This is a genomic window from Streptococcus sanguinis, assembly GCA_013378335.1.
GTDB lineage: Bacteria > Bacillota > Bacilli > Lactobacillales > Streptococcaceae > Streptococcus > Streptococcus sanguinis_I.
Genome location: CP040556.1, coordinates 1,062,045 through 1,081,118, shown reverse-complemented (window position 1 = coordinate 1,081,118; position 19,074 = coordinate 1,062,045). Strand labels below are relative to the sequence as shown.

The window sequence follows — 19,074 nt, the reverse complement described above, 5'->3', positions numbered from 1 at the left end:
TGTCATAATATCAACCTTCTGAAACTTCAAGATTATAGATTACAAAAGAATCCCCGCTAGGTTTCAAGTAATAAGTCTTATTTTTACGATTTACACTATTTGGAGTGTTATCGGTATAGTGGACTGTATAGTCCTCATATGTTTTCACGATATAGGAACCATTTTCTTCCTTGATTTCGCGGATATCCAAAGCTCCTGGCTCATAATAGTTAATTTTTGCTTTCTTAACACCACCACCAGTGGTCCACTCAACCATTTCTCGATATACTGCGCTAGAGGTATCGTAGTATTGAGAATAGCTGTTGCTCCTGTTAGAAACAGAGCTGAAAACAGCACTGCGGTAGTCATTCAGGAAAGTAGAGACTTTTGCTTTTTGAGCCTCAACCTTTTTCGCTTCTTCGTTCTTTTCTCTAATCTTAGAAACCACTTCCTTAGGAAGAGATAATTTCACATTGGTGGTGTCATCTTCCACAACAACTGTCTCTTTATTGGTAGTAAAGGTAGTATCAGAAATAGTAAATTTAGCATAAATTTCAAGTTCTTGATAAGGAACAAGCTGCAACTCAGGGGTCAAACTGCTACCACTTTCTTTACCATTAACAACGATTTTAATATCTGTTGCTTTTGAAGTTTCAGAAGGCATAGTTATTTTTAGCTGTTTCTTTTCAGACTTGAGATCCAGTTTGATTTCATTATCCTTAGCCGTAGCTAAATCAAGCTGAACCTTACTCTCTACATCTCCAACATCCGTCTTACCTTTGAGAGTAAAGTCTTGTTTGATAAAGTGATATTCCCCCAATTCAGTGTCTGTATTTTTCTTAAGAGTAATAGTTTTTTTCTCACCAGGTTTAATGGTAGCATTATCCAAATTGGTATTGACTTTAACTTTGACTGGATAGGAAACCATCTGATATTCCTGGAAAATACCGAATTTCTTACTCTTTTCAGTAACACCTAAAATCTTATTATTGTTGTCATCGATATAAGCAGATTTGCCATTTGACTCAACAATGTTATCTAGCTCAGTTTCGAGATTAATCTCCTGGCTCTCTAAGTGCTCAACTAGTGCTCTTGCTTCAGCACGTGTCCACTTATCGGATTGAGTAGAAAGAAGACTTGCAACTTCATCAAAATCTTTACTAGAGACTGCTTTTGCAAAATGGTCTGTAACAACTTTAACCCCAGTTATAGAGTTTAGATAGAAGAAAGCTCCAATCAAAGCGGCAACTAGAAGGGTTGCCCCCCCAATCATGATTGCTTGCTTTTTGGATATTCTCTTTTTAGCCTTTTTTACTGGTTTCTGTGGTAATTGTGAGTCGACCAGTTCAGAGCGGATAGGCAGGTTAGAGAATCCTTGGCTCTTAGCTTCTGTAAATTCTTCTTTGGTAGGTTTTCGACCAATATTATTTTCAAAAGCTTGCAGCCAATTCTTGCGAAGTTCTTCATATTGGCTAGACTCAGAATAACCTTGCTTCTCATCTTGGGAAGATGGTTGAATCGATTCTTCTGTGATAGGATCTTCAGAAGGTGTCTCCTGAACAATATTTTGATTATCAGAAACTTCATCAGTAGTATTTTCTACTGACGAAGTTTCTGTGGTTTCTTCCTCTGCTTCGCCTGCAATCTCCTTAATCTTTTTTGGATCAAAGTTAGATTGTTTGCCGGCTAAGAACTCACTTGCAGTTGGTTTTCGACCAATTACTTTTTCAAAGAGATCAACCCATTTTTCTTTTGTTGCCATAAATCTCCTCCTCCAGCATTACATCATTACCATACTAGCTAGTAGAGAAAAAGCGATGAAAGAGAAGATAATTGTAATCACACCATTGATAATAATGGCTAATAGATATTTATAAAAAGGATCCATAGAGTTGTTTGTCTTAGAATAAATCAAAGCAAAGGTCGCTCCAACTCCAATCAACAAAAGACCAATCCATGTGAAGAACAGAGATAAATGAATAACATCCAACAGAGCAAACAGAGCTGAAACAGCAATAAATGGAAGAACTATAGCATACAGTCGACCGTACCAATCAAAAGCCTTGTTAAAGGTAAAATTTCCATCCTGATAGACCAAACGCTTCACAACAAAACCACCTAAAATAATAGAAAAAAGGAAGAGAGCCGCTGCTATCAGGGAAACAAAGAAAACTTTGAAATTAAAAGTCGGTCCATTATACATACCTAAGCTTATGATGCCAAGGGTACTGAAAATATTGTAGTTTGCGACAATAGCAAAAAAGAACACTGTCAAACCTAGAGATAGGTAGCCATTCACCTTGCTGCTCTCAACTTCAGATGTCGGTGATTTCCAAGCTGAAACAAGCCAAGTCCAGAAACCTTTCATTGTTTTAGAAAACTCGTTGGGCTGAGGAGGTTGTTGACTGTAATAAGCCTGTGGTCCTTGTTGAGGTACTTGTGAATTGAACTGTCCTTGCTGTGGGTTGTTCTGATAAGCTTGCGGGCCAGAAGACTGAGGCTGTCCAGTAAAGGAAGTCGCTTGCTGAAATCCTTGTTGCTGATAAGCTTGTCCCTGATTAGCAAATTGATTTGGATTTGCTTGTTGCTGAGGAACTTCTTGATATTGTTGAGAAGCCTGCTGAGCAAAAGGCTGTTGGAAATTTTGTTGCTGGGCAAAGTTTTGTGGTTGACCTTGTGTTTCAACTGTTTGAGCTTCTTGTTGCGGCTGTTCAAAGCTTGATGAAGCTGGGCTAGCTTCACTAGGCGCTTGCTCCGCACTTACCTGTTCCACTTCAAGAAATTCTCCAGCAGCCAAAGCTTGAGCAATTTCTTCCTCTGTAGCTGAGCGTCCATTAACGGCCTCAAAATATTCAAGCCAATCTTCTTTTGACATAAAATATCTCCTATCTATAATTTATTATACTACTATAGTATACAAAAAAAGGTCCGGAAATTCAATCTATTCCGGCATTTGTACTTCTTAATCGCTTGTCATGTCGTCAATTTAGCGGGAAAAGCTTCCACTCCTCCTTCGACATTGATTACTTGGTAACCCTTGGCTTCCAAAAATTCGCAGGCGCGCGCTGAACGGCCTCCTTTTTGGCAGATGATATGGTAGGGAATTTGTTTATCCAATTGCCCATAATTCTCCGGTAGGCTGCTCAGAGGCAAATTCTGAGCTCCAGAGACATGTCCAACTGTAAATTCGTCCACCTCGCGGACATCAATCAACTGCAGTTCTTCTGCCTGCAATTTGTCATATAAATCTTTAGCACTAATTTTTGCATCATTTTTCTCCTATTCATTCATAATCACAATTTTTCCAAAACCTGCCGTCCCCTCTATAAAAGCATGAGCTTTGGGCACTTGCTCTAGGGAAAAGACACGCCTTGGTGTAACATTGACCTGATAGCGGTCAATATAGTTAAATAACTCATCCATCAAGTCTTGGCTCACATGAGCAGAGTGAAAACTTGTCAGAAAACTGTTATTTTTAATTTCTTCAATTGGGTTGAAATCATCCAGTTCCCACTGCCCCCCAAGAGACCGGTGACACAGATAATCCCCCCTTCTGCGATATGGTCAAAAGAATCCTTGATAGTTGCCGGACCGACCAACTCAAGGATTTTATCAAACTTATCCTCTGTTTCCAGTCGGCCATCCTGGTCTATAATGATATCGTCGTAGGCTTGGTTCTTGAGTAGAAACTGTTTGGAACCACTATTGACAGAACCGACGATATGTGTGTCTGGAAATTGTGCCTTGACCAGACGAGCAAAGGCCAAACCGACACCGCTAGTAGCAGCTCGGACTAAAATCTTGTCATTGGGCTCAATGCACAGATTTTTCATAGAGCCTAGAGCAGTATAATAAGTCTCTGGCACTGCTGCCAGCTCAGTCCAGGTCAGGTTGGTCGCGACTGTATAAATTTGGTCGTTAGGCAGGAGGACATACTCAGCATAAGAACCATCAAAAGCTCGCCCCATTTCACCCATGATGGAAACCACTTTCTGGCCGACCTCTAAATCTGCTCGAGTCGTCTCGGCAACTTGGCCAACACACTCAATGCCTAAAATCCGAGGGAAGGTGACACTAGGCGATAAGCCCTCACGAGTAAAAATCTCCGAGTGGTTAATCCCAAATCCTCTGACCTTGACCAGGGTCCAGCCTTCTTGAAGTTCTGGAATCGGTCTTTCTTCCAGCAGAAGCTTTTCTGGGCCACCCGATTCGTAAATGACTATAGCTTTCATCGTTTTCATAGAATCACCTCGCTTTCTACAAAGTTTAGCATTCTAAGCTTAGACTTTTCAAAAAATCAGTCAGATACTCCAGCAAGATCTAATAGTTGTTTGACAAAAACATTATCCAGCTGTTGGAGAATTCCCTGAGCCAAAGCAAGTTGCTGGATACGTCCTTCATCCAAGTTCAAAATAGAGGGACAAGACGCTAGCAAACGAGTGATACCAATCCGCTAGGTTCGACCATCCGAAAGAGCAGCTAGATAGCGTTCCTCTATCACAGTAAAACGGTTAGTTACAGCTCCAGCACTTGGTAAGAGTAGCCCAAATCTTGCAAGAATTTAAACAAATCTGTTGTAGAGACAAAGATAGTCTTTTCATTGGTATTAGGATGGAAACTCATGCGTTCTTCGTTGATAATCTCTTTATCAAAATAAACTTGAATATCCTTTCCCTTATTGTTTAGCAGACCAAAAGGCGATACAGTTCCTGGTGGCAGCTGCATTTTTTCGAAGAGAGAATCCGCTGAAGCCATGCGAATACGGTTGGCTGAAACCAGCTCTTTAAACAAGTCCATATCCAGACTTTTCTTGTCATCCATAATCAGCAGGTAATACTGAGTTTTCTTCTTATTGGTCAAAAACATGGTCTTGGTTCGAACGCCCTCGATTCCTTCAATAAAGGCGTCTGCTTGCTCTGTGGTAAATGCAGGTGGGTGCTCCACCACATCAAAGGTAATCCCCAACTCTTGCAACTTATTAGCTACTTGTTGATAAGCATCCATAGTTTTTCTCCTTTATTGATGAATAATCTTTTGTATCAATTTTTGTAAATCTGGCACAACATGCTCTGCAAACCAAGGATTTTTAGCCATCCAAATTTGGTTGCGGGGCGATGGGTGAACCAAAGGGAAAAAATCAGGCAGGTAGTCTTGATAATGCTGAACCGTCTCGGTCAGCTTGATATTTCCTTTTTGATGCAGATAGTATTTCTGTGCATACTGACCAATCAAAATGGTCAGCTCAATATCTGGCAAAAGCTCTAAAATCGGCTGATGCCATTTGTCCGCAAAGCCCTTACGAGGTGGTAAATCTCCAGACTTCCCATGTCCTGGAAAATAAAAATCCATGGGCAAAACCGCAAAGTATCCAGAATTATAAAAAGTCTCTTCATCGACACCAAGCCATTTTCTCAGCCGGTCACCACTCTTGTCCTTCCAGTAAAGCCCTGCCTCTTGGGTTTTCAACCCCGGCGCTTGACCAACAATGTTAATCCGAGCATTCTTAGGTGCCGCAAAAAGAGGCTTAATCCCCTGCTCCGTAAATTTCTGATTATCTGGATCAGCCATGATGGCCTTAGCAATATCCTCTATTGTATGCATAGCAGCTCCTTGCAAAGAAACTCATCCAGCAAAGCCAAACGAGTTCTTCTTTTTTATTTGATTAGCTCGTAGATAGCCTCCGCGTAAATGGCCGCAGCACGGAAAAGGTCTTCTACATCTGTAAATTCATTGGCTTGGTGCATAGTGTTGACATAGTCAGGGAACATAGCTCCAAAAGCCACACCGCGCTTCAAAAGACGGCCAAAGGTTCCACCACCAATGACTTGCTCATGTCCTTTGAAACCCGTTTGTTTTTCGTAAACACTCAAAAGTGTTGCTACAAACTCATCATCTGCTGGGACATAGTGTGGAGTGTGTCCATGCTCAGATAGGCTTACTGACACAACACCAGCAACTTTTTCAAGACCAGTTTGAATCGTTTTCGGATCAGTACCTTGAGGGTAACGGATGTTCAGAGCAATGGTATTATCAGCCTTGGCACTGTCAAAATGGAAGACACCAGCATTCATGCTGAGAGAGCCCATTTTAGCATCTGTATAAGCAATTCCTAACTTCTCACCTGTAAAGTCCTCGTGCAGAACTTGAGCTGCCACTTCCAGATAAGACTTGGCGTCACCAGCAAAGTCAAATTGGTTGAGGAAGAGAGCTAAATAAGTTGCTCCGTTGATACCATCCTCTGGTGTAGAACCATGAGCTGATTTCCCAATGACTGTTACTTCAAGAGCGTCGCCATTTTCTTTCAGACTAGCTGAAACCTTGTGGGCAACAGCAAAATCTTGTAATTTCTTATCCAATTCCGCTGCGTCAACTGCTGCTGTAAAAATAGCTGTCGCTGATTCTGGCACCATATTCTCACGAAGTCCGCCAGTGAAGCTCTTGAGTTTAAAGCTGCCATCATTACTATTACCAAAGTGGAGATATTCTGTGATATTCCCTTTTTCACCGTTAATGATTGGAAATTCTGCATCTGGTGAGAAACCAAAGTCTGGCTCAGGTAGTCCAACATGTTTGAAATAATAGTCCATGTCTTGCCAACCGGATTCCTCGTCTGTCCCCACCACAAAGCGCACACGCTTAGATACTGGCAATCCCAAGTCTTTGATGATTTTCAAACCGTAGTAACAAGCTATAGTCGGCCCTTTGTCATCAGATGAACCACGCGCATAAAGCTTACCATCAATAATTTCAGGTTTGTAAGGATCTGTATTCCAGCCACTCCCGGCAGGAACCACATCCATGTGGGCAAAAATCCCAAGTTCTTCCTCACCCTCACCAAAAGTAAAGTGACCAGCATAATTGTCCACATTTTTGGTTTCATAGCCATCGCGTTCAGCGATTTCTAAAAACTTATGCAGAGCTTGAACAGGACCAGGTCCAAAAGGATGTTCCTTATCCGCCTTGGAATCATCTCGTTCTGAGTTGATTTCCAAAAGACTGAACAAATCAGCCAAGAGGGCTTCTCTGCGTTTTTCAACTTCCGCTTTAAAATCAATTGTCATTATTTTACCCCAATTTCCAATTCGATTTAAATCGATATAATTATGAATTAAATCGAAAATATAACTATATCAACGTTTCTCAATGATTTCATCAACTGGCAAACGATAACTAGGTTCTAGTTTTTCATCAGTATAACCAACAGTAATCAAGAGTTCCGGACGGAAACGCCCATCAATTTCCAGAACCTCATTAACCTTAGATTTATCGAAGCCTAAGATGATGTTAGATCCGATATCTTGGTCAGTCAGAGCCAGAACAAGATTCATGGCCACTAGACCAGCATTGAGAGCTAAATAATCGCTCTTTTGTTGTTCACTATAGTGAGCAAACTCAGCTGGCAGATTCTGCATATAGAATTGGAGCTGCTCGTCAGAGAAATTTCTCACTCCAGCCACACGCGCAATCTTACGAGCCCTCTTAGTCAAATCTGTATCCGTAAAGAGAGCAATGGTTACTGGTGCTTCCTTAATCTGGTCCATATTTCCACCGAAAGCTGTTTCAGCTAAGGCTTGGTTGCGCTCTCGTACCACAACGAACTTCCATGGCTGGCTATTGTGAGCACTGGGTGCCAACGTTGCAATTTCAATGGCTGTGCGAACATCCTTTGGATCCACAGGTTTGTCATTGAAATGCTTGGTCGCATGACGCTTTTTATTGAGTTCTAGAAATTTCATAGGTCTCTTCCTTTTCTTAATATACTAGCTTCATTTTATCATATTTTGTAAGAGTTTGCAGGAGTTTTTCATTCTCTATAAAATATGGCTATCATCTCTTGCGACTTGATAAGTTTATTCTGTCGCAGAGGTTTCGTTTTCTCCATTTTGGCTACTTGAATCTCTTAAGCCCCTTATCAAATCGCTATAACTAGAGCTTCTTTCTTGATCAAAGACATTAGTTTTGATTTTTCATAGATATCTCAAGTCTCGGTTTAGGTTTTCATTTTTCAGATGTTTAACTAATTATTTGATTAAATTATTATATTCAAATCTTTCCCAGAAATTTCATCAAGGAAAATTGTATTTAATGCCGGTTTTAATTTTTTAAGTTTAAACTTTTGAATTCTCGTTATTTCGGGTTGAAAAATGATATTCCCATGCGGAAATTTCTTTCTGAAAATTTTATTATAGAAATCTTTTACAAAATCTTCCCATTCCTTAGATAAAGAATTTGCAAAGGCCGCTTCTCCCTCAAGTAAATACCTGATACCATCTGCACGATAAAGAGCTAATAAAGCCACTGAAAGACTACATTTGGGATGAGTTAGCACTGCTTTTGGCACTTCAAATCCATTATTCCAGTTAAAATTGTCAAGCAAGACAAACAGTTCATCTTCAGTTTGAAGCTTCTCAAGGCTCGCCACAGCTTTAGCATTGCTTTCAGCATACAAAATATCAGATATTTGTTGAATTTATCGATTATCCATTTCAAACGTCAACTCCCTTCTAATAAAGCTAAGCTATCTAATTTTTTCAAGGCATTATTTTTTGAAGGCGATGAATCCATCAGCACAAAATTTTCAATTTCTTCAAGATGATTATAAAAATTGATATTGATTTCTTTTAAATTCGCAATAAATAAGTCTATTAAAATTGAATCAATATTTTCCAAAGGGGACGGCAGTTGCTGATTGTCCAGCAGATAAGCTTCCTTAGCAGTTGCTCCGATTGCATAGCTAAGATTGTCCCAAGATGGAAGATTAGCCTCATTCTCGTCTAATTGCATGTAGATGAAAATTCCCTTAAAATCAGTTCCATCATCTAGCAGACCGTAAAGCTCTTTTCCCGTTTTGTTTCTGTTCTCCACAAAACTCCAGCAAGCGTCCAAGGCAACTCGAATTTGTGGCTTATATTCTGTTTCCATATGACTTAAGATAGCTTCTGAATAGACCAGCATGAGGTAAAGTTGATTAGTATTCATATGCTCGCATTTACTCCTCAAATAAAAATTTCAAATAACTGCTAACAGACGGATCTACAAAGCTCGCCTCCTCCTCAAGCAATTTCGTTCTCCTTGCAATGTCATTGTACCTTTTAACCAGTTGTTTATAATGAATAAAATAATCTTCGAGCGTATCTTCATCAACACACTCTATGGTTTGGGGCAAATACCGCTGTCCAACTGCTTTGTATGAATGATAAACTACTAACGCAATGAACGAATCAATACATCTCCACACAGCTGGATCGGTGCTTTTATCCAGCTCCGAATAGGTTAAGATGTCTTCCTCGTCTAAATTTTCCAATCTATCATACAATAAACCTGGGTCAGACTCACTAAGCCTATCAATAAACCCGCCTGCAATTTCTAACGTTTCACACACAAATTCCTTATAATCCGAATTACCTATATATCCTTCTAGCGATTCTGTTAATTTTTGCATAAATTGCAAAAGATTTAGATTAAGAGTAAATTTCATTTTGATTCCCTTCTGAACTTAGGACGCCGAAAAAGCTACCTTAGCTGAAAAGGCAACACTTTTCTATACAAAATTTATAAAGTGTTTTTTGTTAAGAGCTGATTCGCTTAGCGATTGGAGTTTGGTAGTTAAGACTGCTGTGAATGCGATGATGATTCCACCAGTAAACGTAGTCCTTTGTTTTAAGGATTAGTTCTTTCAGCGAATGGAAGGTTTCTCGGTTGACAAACTCGAGTTTGAAGGCACGGTAAGTACTCTCAGAAACGGCGTTGTCATAGGGACAAGCTGCTTGACTTAGAGACCGAGCGATGCCAAATGCCTCTAGCATCTCATCAATCAGCTGGTTATCAAACTCCTTACCACGGTCAGAATGGAACAGCTTGACTTTGGTAAGCGCGTAAGGAATGCTTTGAATGGCTTGTTTGACGAGCTCTGCAGTCTTGTGCCACCCAACTGACAGACCAATAATTTCACGGTTGAAGAGGTCAATGATCAAACAAACATAAGCCCAACGATTTCCAACACGGACGTAGGTCAAATCTGTTACAATTGCTTCAAGTGGCTTTTCTTGGTCAAATTGTCGAGCCAATAGGTTTGGAATAGGTGCTTCATTTTTCCCTTTAGAATTCGATTTGAAGGCAGCCTTCTGGTAGACGGATACGAGATTCAATCGCTTCATGATGCGACGAATCCGCCGACGAGACAAGATAATCCCTTCGTTTTCCAGACATTTCTTGAGTTTTCTAGCACCATATCTAGACTTGCTCTCACGGAAAATGGTTTTAATCATTTCTTCAAGCTCTGCCTCAGACTTTGGTTCTATGGCTTTGTAGTAATAGCTAGCACGAGGGATGTTCAAGCAACGACACATGGCTTAAATGCAATATTTATCCTTATTAGCAGTGATTACTTCCCTTTTTGTGCCATAATCACTGCTGCTTGCTTTAAGATATCTAATTGCATTTCAAGCTCTTTATTTTGCTTCCTAAGAGCAATGAGCTCACGTTGTTCATCGGTGAGATTATCAACAGACTTAAAGGAACCAGTCGTTCTTGCCTGTTTGACCCACTTATCAAAGGTAGAAGGTGTTAAATCATATTCTTTGATAAGCTCACTACGTTTCATACCAGCATTATGAAGATCAACGATTTGTTGTTTGAAGTCATCTGTGAAGTGACGGCGAGTTTTTCTAGACATATTGTTCTCCTCTTTTCTTTAGTGTAGAACACTTTATAAAATCTGTCTAGTTTAGTGTAACCGATTCAAATTCATCTAGTTTCAAATCATTGACTGACATTACCGGTTTGTGTTTTTCTATTCTAGACTTTATTTCACTTAAAGAGAATGGAGTAAACTCTCTTAGTACCTTATATGTCATTGTTTTATTTGTAATGTATTTGATTATTATATCTACTGTTTTCATGACTAAAATAAACTTAGAGTTAATTGTAATTTTTAAAATTATTGCTTTTCAGCAATCTTCAAAAATGCTTGCTTAAAATCTTCATACATTTCAAAAGCGATTTTCATGACATCCCGAAAATCAACGTAGTCGGAAATAATTGGTTGTTTTATAATATAATCACGATCAATCATCAACCTAGCATATCTAGTCCAAGGAGACCCAAGGAGCACTTCATCTTCTTCATAAACAACCCAAATCAATTCTAGTCTACCTGATTTAAGAGCAAAATGAAAACCAAATTGAAATTTTTCGACTGATTCCAAATCAATATAGAAAAAATGTTCTCGTTTATCATAATGAACTTTGTAGCCTAATAATTCCACAATCTCCATCAGAAAATCGCCATCAAAATAATCTAATTCCTCTCCTTTTGGAGTTCTTTCCCTACTGTATTTTTTAGAAATATTCTCATACCTTTCTACAAAATTAATTTCCTTTAAAGCTTTTTCAACTTTTGGGTTCAATACCATTCTATTCCTCCGTAAATCTTAATTCGACATTGTATTCTCTTGCAATGTTTTTATACCTTTCAATATCCGGCAAAAATCTATTACTTGCAGGAATTTCCAGTATATATTTACCTTCTAACTTTAAACCATCCAGCTCTGGATATGCGTTTGAACGAATAGTTTCGCCAACAGAATATTTATCGTGAATTTCTTCTAAATACCCTCTAAATGTCTTCTCCTGAATCTTATCTAAATCTGTAGCTTTACGAGATATGATCTCCCCAAAATCAGGATCGTAAGAATCTAGACGTTTTCCGCTCTCTAAATTCACTTCATGATATTGATACAAATCACTTTCTTTAACAGTCTCATTAAACCTGTTCCCGCGAGCAATAGGGGAATTTTGAGTATAATAATCACTTGCCTCTTTCCAATCCAACCGGTCTCGAATTTTATCAGCTTCAATACCAAGCTTTTGTTTACCCTGAACATACTTTTGATATCTTTCTTCAAGCTCAGGATTATCAAATATACCATCTTTATTAAGCAAATGTTTTGAACTACTATTTCCTCCAACACCCTCAAAATCCTGAATCTGCTGTCTGCGCTTGACAGAAAACTGCTGGATCTTTTGAGATAAGTTTTCCATACTTTCAGAGAAATTAGGGTTGACTCCAATGCCTGGGGCACCTCCTGCCAACTGAAACTCAGGAACAAGACCTCCTTGCATAGCCGTCAGATTTCTCTGGAAGTTTTGCTTTTGAGCTCCCCATTTCGCATTAAGGTTATCCAAGTTCTTAGATAGCTTCTCTCCTCCTGAGGCAAGAGTTTGATTCATCTTATTGGCAGTCTTCATTTTGAAGTCATCCCAACCCTGACTAGCTTGGGCTCGGACATTTCCGACCTTGGTCTTGACATTTGTCCAAGAATTACCTAGTCGTTCCCGAATACTTCCTTTGTAGGAAGCTGCCTTTCCGCTTCCCAGATTAACATCTGCTGCTTTACTAGCTCGATAAGTCTGAAAGCGCTGGCCAAGATGCCCCACCGTTCTACCGATTAGCTGACTGGTTGCTAGGTTAGTCAGGGCCATTTGCGGATCTTCGATAAAGTCATGGCCAAACTGGGCAACATCATAGGCATTAGCTCCTAAACGAGCAACCTTATCCGCATTGAGCAAGCCTTGGGAGACTGTCCGTTCTGCAATACTAGCTCCCTTCAGATAGGAACCAAGACCGCCTGATACAAGAGTAGTAACTGCCTCTGCGCCGGCCCATATTCTCTGCTCATTCGTTAGGACATCGCCTGTAATGGTTTCTCCGGAGATAGCGCGATAAGCTGCTTCTCCACCTAGAAGGGCTGTTCCCAGACCCAAAGCTACTGGAGCTAAAGTTCCACCAGATGCGAATGTTCCGACAACCAAGGCTGCTGTTCCAACGACCTTGACACCTATATCCACCCAACCTAGCCACCATTCATTATCCTTTGACCAAGTAGATTTAAGACGTTTGTATTCACCTAGTTCTGTAGGGAAGAAAGTCTCAACTAGCTCTTTCTCAGACAGGTCTTTGACTTTATCATAGGTCTCCTTGTCTTCCGCTTCCAGCTTTGCAAGGTTTTCTTTGGCGACCTTGAGCTTATCCTGATATTTAGCTGCAGCTGATGAGATAGGGCTCTTATCGCTGTTCAAGATATCGGACAGGCTGTAATAGGCTTTACGTTTGCCCTTAGCTGTCTGTATGCCATAGCCTGTCTGATAAGATGTCTGATAGGTGTACGTTTCTTCATAGGTCAGGTGCTCAGACTTATATTTATTCTTCCCTTCATTGATCTTATTCAGAGCCTCCATCGCATCTTCCAAACCACTTATGTACTTGTTCTCAATGTTTTGGACAATCTCCCGATGCACCCGTTTCATCTCTTCCATCATGTCTAAGATTCTATGTTCAGAATCAACGAATGTTTTTTCTGGCATATCTTTGCCTAGGGTCGCGCCACCTTGAGCAATATAAAGATGAGATAAATCATTATTCTTGACGATTTCAGCTGTTTCAGAAATATCTTTAAGTAGATCCTTGACTTGACTAACATTATCCTCAAACCAACCAATCCGCTTCCCCTGCTCTAAGTCGCTTTTATTAGTATAGTACTCTGTCATGAAGCACCTCCCTGAGAAGTCTGACCACTATAAAGTATGGCTTCCTCTGACTTAGGTCCTTTATAGTCTGGCGCTGCTTGATCTTTTTTCAAACCATCACGTGTCAACTCAAAAGCTTTCTGAGGATCCTGCTCTAAGGCTTGACGAGTTTCAGAATCTAGGTTTGGATCTACCAAGGCCGCATTGACAATATCCGCTGCTAAAAGTTTATCAGTATCGATAAAGCCACGGTAGGTTGCCTGTATATGGTGAAAAAGAAGCTCTGTTAGCGCCTGAAAAGTCTGCGCTTTTGCAGTGAAATGATTGAGAGGAAGTTCACCCAGACGAGATTGGAGAGATCCTTCTTTACATACAGCAGGAATTTTATCAATCAGACCTTGCAATTGAGTTGTTAGCTGGCTAGAGCTTGTTGCTAGCTCACGGGATGCTAACAGTAATTCCTCCTGTTCTGTTAAGGAAATACTAATTTTTGGCATGGTTGTATCCTCACTTTCAACTGGTTGATGATTTCTTTCTTTAACTCGTCAGTACTGATAGAGCGGATTCTCTGCTCAAGAACATCATACTGATAGATAGCCGAAGGCGCATTCAGATAAAGATAATCTCTGGATTTATTTTGTCCTGAGTATGACGTAATTCTCAAAGCAGGGGCTTTACCATAGTAGATAATCAATCTCTCTTCAGAATAGGCTCTCCATTCCGCCGCTGCTGGATTGGGATCTCGTTCTGGTATCTTCTCACTCAAGAAGAGATGCTCCTTTATAACCGTACCTAAAAATTGGAAGCTATGTATACGATCCAATCTATAGGCGTTTTTGTCTACTTTTTCAATGACGATATGATACCAACGATTGGAGTCTACTAACTGGGCACAAAAATACTTATCATCTACTTCGCAGTGAGAATAGGCCTCTTGGTACTTTTGAAGATAGACAGCTTTGGCCATGCAGGCTGTTGTCGGATCACTATTTTCATCAATAAGCCCCATAGACTGGAGGTCAGAAAAACCTTTTTCCAGTATCTGCTTGAGCTGCACAGGCTTCTCCTCATCGGTAAGTTCTGGAAGAGGAAGCAGAAACAAATCCTCAGAGTAACCATTATAATTCAGCATATGCAGAGCATATAAAGATTCTAGTGTAAATATCATTTGCTTTCTATATCCTTCAGTACTTGTGCATCTTTGATGTGATAAAAGAGAGTTTCTAAGCCGTCAGTAGCTTCGTGAAGCTTTCCTACTGCTTCTGCAAAATCTGCCTGATACTGTTCAATGAAGTCCTTAAGTCCCAAATACTGTTCCTTAGTCTCACCCGACCAGAGCGAATCTTTTTGTGCCAAGGTGTTAACTTGAGAAGGAATAGTTGTATTGATTAAATCATGGAGCGTCTTAAGATGAGAGATGATATTCCTTAGTTCTCCATCATCATAACGAATTGTATCATGAGAAAATCTATCTTGAATGCTATTGATATTTGTATCCATTTAAAAGATGCCTCCTCCAAAAAAATCAAGCGGATTTTCATCCAAACCAAGTCTATTGAAGTGCTTCTTGCCTTTATTGTACTCTGTTTTAATACTTTCTAGCTGAGATTCTAAAGAGCTAATCTTGGCTACAACATCATTATAAAGGCTTATAAAGGACGAATTAGAATTCTGCACAAAGTCTACATAATCCTGTAGGACTTGCTTATGCTCTTTTAATTTGCTCGAAGCTGACTCCAAGTAAAAATAACCACTTTCACTATCAATGGTATTAACAATACTCTCAATATAGCTGATATAATCTTCCATATCTGAAGTAGAACGTTTGTAATCTAGCCGATGACTGGAAATACCATCACGTACTCTCCGGTAACGGTCTAGATCCGCTTTGACACTGTAATACTGACTTTTTAATTCTGCATCGCTTGCCATTTTACACCTCGCATTCTTTTGCTGCCTCTAGTTTACCATAATTATTATTCCTTTTACACTTTTAGCAGTTTTTTATACCAGATATATTGTTTTATTTTTTAATCACTTAATGATTAAAAAATCCCATCTACTCCAAACCTATTTGTGGCTCCGCCACCTCTCGCAACTGTGCTTGTTCCTGCTCCTGAGTTTTCGAATTCAACTTCTCCCGCACTGCTTCTGCCACTGCTCGTGGTACGCCGACTTCAACAATTTGGTCAACACTGGCTTCTTTAATCTTGGTTAGCGATTTGAAGTGTTTCATAAGATTTTGCTTGCGTTTTGGTCCCAAGCCTTCAATGCCATCTAGTTGCGATGAGAAGGAATTTTTAGACCGGAGCTGGCGGTGGAAGGTAATAGCAAAGCGGTGGACCTCATCTTGGATACGCTGGAGTAGGAAAAATTCCTGCGAATTGCGGGATAATTCTACAACCTGCAGAGGGTCACCAAAGAGCAATTCATGGGTCTGGTGCTTGTCATTTTTTTGCAGTCCAGCGATAGGAATATCCAATCCCAACTGCTCCTGGATTACTTCCTTAGCGACATTGACCTGGCCCTGTCCACCGTCAATGACAATCAAATCAGGCGGAGTCAGTCCATCCCGAATCACCCGACTATAGCGCCGCTTGATGACCTCACGCATACTTGCGTAGTCATCAGGTCCTACCACAGTCTTAATCTTATACTTGCGATAATCCTTCTTGCTTGGTTTACCATTGACAAAGACCACCATAGCCGATACAGGACTGGTCCCCATGATGTTGGAGTTATCAAAAGACTCAATACGAACAGGTGTCGGAATGTTAAGGAGCTGCCCTAGATTCTCGATAGCCCCTTGAGTCTTTTCAATAGATTTCTCCAAGAGGTCAAATTTCTGCTGAAGACTGACTCGGGCGTTTTTGATAGCCAGATTGACCAACTGCTTCTTCTCGCCTCGCTGTGGCTTAAGCACCTTGGTATCGACCATGGCTCGGACAGCTTCTTCGTCAATATCTGCCGGAATCAAAATTTCATTGGGCTTGAGATGGGACTTTTCCTGGTAGAACTGGCCGATATAGGTCAGAAAATCTTCATCCGGATCATTGTAATAGGGAAAAAGGTTGACATCACGTTCGATTAGCTTGCCCTGACGGACAAAGAAGACCTGTACGCACATCCAGCCCTTATCCACATAGTAGCCAAAAACATCACGATTCTGCAGATCCTTAGCCATAACCCGCTGCTTGGTTCGCAGGGTGCCAATGGACTGAATCAAGTCGCGGTACTCCGCTGCCTTTTCAAACTCCATAGCTTGTGCTGCGCCAGCCATTTTCCCCCGTAAATCCTCAATAATCTGGTCATCCTGACCCTTGAGAAAGGCTGCTACTTCCTGGGCTAGCTCCTTGAAATACTGGCTGTCTGCCTGGCAAATAGTGTGGGCCTTGCACTGCCCCAGATGGTAGTAAAAGCAGACCTTTTCAGGTGGATTGGTACACTTGCGAAAAGGAAAGAGCCGATCTAAAAGACGCTTGATTTCATTGGCCGCACCGACATCCGGATAAGGGCCAAAATAAAGTCCGCCGTCTTTTTTGACTTGGCGCGTGATGATTAGGCGCGGATAGGTTTCGTTGGTAATCTTAATAAATGGATAGGACTTATCGTCCTTGAGCATGATATTGTACTTGGGCTGGTTTTCCTTGATTAGATTGATCTCCAGAAGCAAAGCCTCAATGTTGGACTCGGTGACAATAAACTCAAAATCCTCAATCTCAGAAACCAGAGCCTCCGTCTTGGTATCATGGCTACCGCGGAAATAAGAACGAACCCGATTGCGAAGATTCTTGGCTTTTCCGACATAGATGATGCTACCGTTTTTGTCTTTGTGAATGTAACAGCCAGGACTGGTCGGCAACAGTTCCAGCTTTGATTGGATTAGCTTGTTCATAGGTCTATTATAGCAGAAAAGGGAAGCATTCAACAGGTAGACACTAGATTATTAGAAAATCATAAGTTTGATTCTTTTCATAGGTAATGATGAACTATAACTTCTCATCATCTCTTCATACAAGTACCAAAAATATATTGCGAGTGAGACAAAATTTTCTTCATAATAAAGCGTTTTCTAAGCAAAATCAAGCAAGCGATTGCACAGCCATTTTAATAGGCTTTGATTAAATAAACAGAAATAAAATAGAAAAGTTTTAGAAAAATTAATATATTTTTAAAAAAATTTCAAAAAAAGGCTTGACAAAAATTGCAAACGGTTGCATAATAGGATTGTAAATAAAAATTCCGGGAGGAAATAGGAATGAAAACATGGAAAAAAGTAGTATTGGGCAGTGTCAGCTTGCTGGCTGCAGGAACGCTCTTAGCAGCTTGTAGCTCGAATAGCAGCAAGGAGAGCTCTTCTTCTGATAGTAAAACTCTGAAGCTTTGGGTTCCTACTGGCGCTAAAGACTCTTATGCTGAGACTGTAAGTGCGTTCGAGAAAGAATCAGGCTACAAGGTTGACGTAGTCGAAATGGAAGATCCAAACGCTCAGGAAAACCTTACAAAGGACGCAAGTACTGCTGCTGATGTCTTCTCACTGCCACACGATCAGCTTGGTAAATTGGTTGAAGCTGGTGCTATTCAAGAAATCCCTTCTGATTATGCAGCAGAGATCAAGAAGAACGATACAGAACAAGCAACTCTTGGTGCTCAGTATAAAGGTAAAACTTACGCTTTCCCATTCGGTATCGAGTCACAAGTAACCTACTATAACAAGTCAAAACTTTCTGCTGATGATGTTAAATCATACGAAACAATTACATCTAAAGCTAAATTCGGCGGAAACTTGAAAGAAGCTAATGCTTACGTTACTGCTCCACTCTTCCTTTCTGTAGGAAACACTCTCTTTGGTAAAGACGGTGAGCAAGTGGACGGAACAAACTGGGGTAACGAAGCTGGTGTGAACGTTCTGAAGTTCATCGCAGCTCAAAGAGACAACAGCGGTTTTGTAAACGTCGATGCTGCTAACCTTCTTGCTAAATTTGAAGATGGTTCAGTTGATGCTTTCCAATCTGGTCCATGGGACTATGCAGCTGCTGAAAAAGCTGTCGGCAAAGACAACCTTGGTATCTCTGTTTATCCAACTGTTAATATCGGTGGACAAGATGTTCAACAAAAAGCATTCCTCGGTGTAAAACTTTACGCAGTTAACCAAACACCTTCAAATGGCGACACTGACCGTATCGCAGCAAGCTACAAACTGGCTCAAGCACTTACTAGCAAAGAAAGTCAAGAAAACCAATTCAAGTTTGAAGGACGTCACATCATCCCAGCTAACAAAGAAGTCCAAGAGTCTGAAGATGTGAAGAAAGATGCCTTGGCACAAGCTGTTATCACAATGGGATCTTCTGATACCTACACAACAGTTATGCCTAAACTTAGCCAAATGTCTGTCTTCTGGACTGAAAGTGCTGCACTCATCAGCGATGCTTTCAACGGTAAATTTGGTGAAGATCAATTCCTCGCAAAATTGCAACAGTTTGATAAAGACTTAGCAGCAGCTAAATAATACTCAAGCAAATTTAAATAAGCATTGAAGTGAGGGGCAGCCTTCTCACTTCTTTCTTTG

At 40.4% G+C, this 19,074-nt stretch carries 16 protein-coding genes and 6 pseudogenes; 1 reads left to right on the top strand and 21 read right to left on the bottom strand.

Going from position 1 to position 19,074, the window contains the following annotated elements:
• Window positions 1-10: 10 nt before the first annotated feature.
• From FFV08_05755 to uvrC, 21 genes and pseudogenes are all read right to left on the bottom strand, one after another.
• A complete protein-coding gene (locus FFV08_05755) occupies window positions 11-1,741 on the bottom strand; it encodes a hypothetical protein (protein ID QLB52176.1) in 1,731 nt (576 codons plus the stop codon).
• 18 nt (window positions 1,742-1,759) lie between these two features.
• On the bottom strand, window positions 1,760-2,854 hold the full coding sequence (locus tag FFV08_05750) for a hypothetical protein (protein QLB52175.1): 1,095 nt from the start codon (window positions 2,852-2,854) through the stop codon (window positions 1,760-1,762).
• 98 nt (window positions 2,855-2,952) lie between these two features.
• On the bottom strand, window positions 2,953-3,240 hold the full coding sequence (locus tag FFV08_05745; protein ID QLB52174.1) for a rhodanese-like domain-containing protein: 288 nt from the start codon (window positions 3,238-3,240) through the stop codon (window positions 2,953-2,955).
• An 18-nt stretch (window positions 3,241-3,258) separates the two neighbouring features.
• Window positions 3,259-4,220 (bottom strand): annotated as a pseudogene (locus tag FFV08_05740) (zinc-binding dehydrogenase).
• A pseudogene (locus tag FFV08_05735) lies at window positions 4,217-4,390 on the bottom strand (ProV protein). The pseudogenes FFV08_05740 and FFV08_05735 overlap by 4 nt, the downstream one beginning before the upstream one ends.
• Before the next feature lie 104 nt (window positions 4,391-4,494).
• Complete coding sequence (locus FFV08_05730; GenBank protein QLB52173.1) at window positions 4,495-4,983, bottom strand: prolyl-tRNA synthetase associated domain-containing protein; 489 nt, start codon at window positions 4,981-4,983, stop codon at window positions 4,495-4,497.
• A gap of 12 nt (window positions 4,984-4,995) precedes the next feature.
• Window positions 4,996-5,580: a uracil-DNA glycosylase family protein gene (locus tag FFV08_05725; GenBank protein QLB52172.1), complete on the bottom strand. Its 585-nt coding sequence runs from the start codon at window positions 5,578-5,580 to the stop codon at window positions 4,996-4,998.
• A gap of 53 nt (window positions 5,581-5,633) precedes the next feature.
• Window positions 5,634-7,040, bottom strand: a complete 1,407-nt coding sequence (pepV, locus tag FFV08_05720; protein ID QLB52171.1) for a dipeptidase PepV — start codon at window positions 7,038-7,040, stop codon at window positions 5,634-5,636.
• Window positions 7,041-7,109: 69 nt separating this feature from the next.
• The gene (locus tag FFV08_05715; protein QLB52170.1) at window positions 7,110-7,715 is read right to left on the bottom strand and encodes a nitroreductase family protein; all 606 of its coding nucleotides are present in this window, start codon (window positions 7,713-7,715) and stop codon (window positions 7,110-7,112) included.
• A gap of 293 nt (window positions 7,716-8,008) precedes the next feature.
• Window positions 8,009-8,464, bottom strand: a pseudogene (locus FFV08_05710) (DUF4274 domain-containing protein).
• Between the two features lie 8 nt (window positions 8,465-8,472).
• Entirely contained in the window at window positions 8,473-8,958 is a 486-nt protein-coding gene (locus tag FFV08_05705; protein ID QLB52169.1) for a hypothetical protein, read from the bottom strand.
• Window positions 8,959-8,968: 10 nt separating this feature from the next.
• On the bottom strand, window positions 8,969-9,457 hold the full coding sequence (locus FFV08_05700) for a hypothetical protein (GenBank protein ID QLB52168.1): 489 nt from the start codon (window positions 9,455-9,457) through the stop codon (window positions 8,969-8,971).
• Between the two features lie 91 nt (window positions 9,458-9,548).
• Window positions 9,549-10,654 (bottom strand): annotated as a pseudogene (locus FFV08_05695) (IS3 family transposase).
• Between the two features lie 70 nt (window positions 10,655-10,724).
• Window positions 10,725-10,880, bottom strand: a pseudogene (locus tag FFV08_05690) (50S ribosomal protein L7/L12).
• A gap of 38 nt (window positions 10,881-10,918) precedes the next feature.
• Window positions 10,919-11,392 carry a hypothetical protein gene (locus tag FFV08_05685; GenBank protein QLB52167.1) on the bottom strand — a complete coding sequence of 158 codons (474 nt, stop codon included), beginning with the start codon at window positions 11,390-11,392 and terminating at the stop codon, window positions 10,919-10,921.
• Window positions 11,393-11,924: 532 nt separating this feature from the next.
• Window positions 11,925-13,526, bottom strand: a pseudogene (locus tag FFV08_05680) (hypothetical protein).
• Window positions 13,523-14,002, bottom strand: a complete 480-nt coding sequence (locus FFV08_05675) for a hypothetical protein (GenBank protein ID QLB52166.1) — start codon at window positions 14,000-14,002, stop codon at window positions 13,523-13,525. The pseudogene FFV08_05680 and the gene FFV08_05675 overlap by 4 nt, the downstream one beginning before the upstream one ends.
• Entirely contained in the window at window positions 13,978-14,673 is a 696-nt protein-coding gene (locus FFV08_05670) for a hypothetical protein (protein QLB52165.1), read from the bottom strand. Before FFV08_05670 ends, FFV08_05675 begins: the two co-directional genes overlap by 25 nt.
• Window positions 14,670-15,005 (bottom strand): hypothetical protein, encoded by a 336-nt coding sequence (locus tag FFV08_05665; GenBank protein QLB52164.1) that lies wholly within the window; start codon window positions 15,003-15,005, stop codon window positions 14,670-14,672. The genes FFV08_05670 and FFV08_05665 overlap by 4 nt, the downstream gene beginning before the upstream one ends.
• A complete protein-coding gene (locus FFV08_05660; protein QLB52163.1) occupies window positions 15,006-15,437 on the bottom strand; it encodes a hypothetical protein in 432 nt (143 codons plus the stop codon). It lies immediately after the preceding gene.
• A gap of 127 nt (window positions 15,438-15,564) precedes the next feature.
• Window positions 15,565-17,400: an excinuclease ABC subunit UvrC gene (gene uvrC / locus FFV08_05655; GenBank protein QLB52162.1), complete on the bottom strand. Its 1,836-nt coding sequence runs from the start codon at window positions 17,398-17,400 to the stop codon at window positions 15,565-15,567.
• 363 nt (window positions 17,401-17,763) lie between these two features.
• Here uvrC and FFV08_05650 point away from each other — a divergent pair, with 363 nt between their 5' ends.
• The gene (locus FFV08_05650) at window positions 17,764-19,014 is read left to right on the top strand and encodes an extracellular solute-binding protein (protein ID QLB52161.1); all 1,251 of its coding nucleotides are present in this window, start codon (window positions 17,764-17,766) and stop codon (window positions 19,012-19,014) included.
• Window positions 19,015-19,074: the final 60 nt, after the last annotated feature.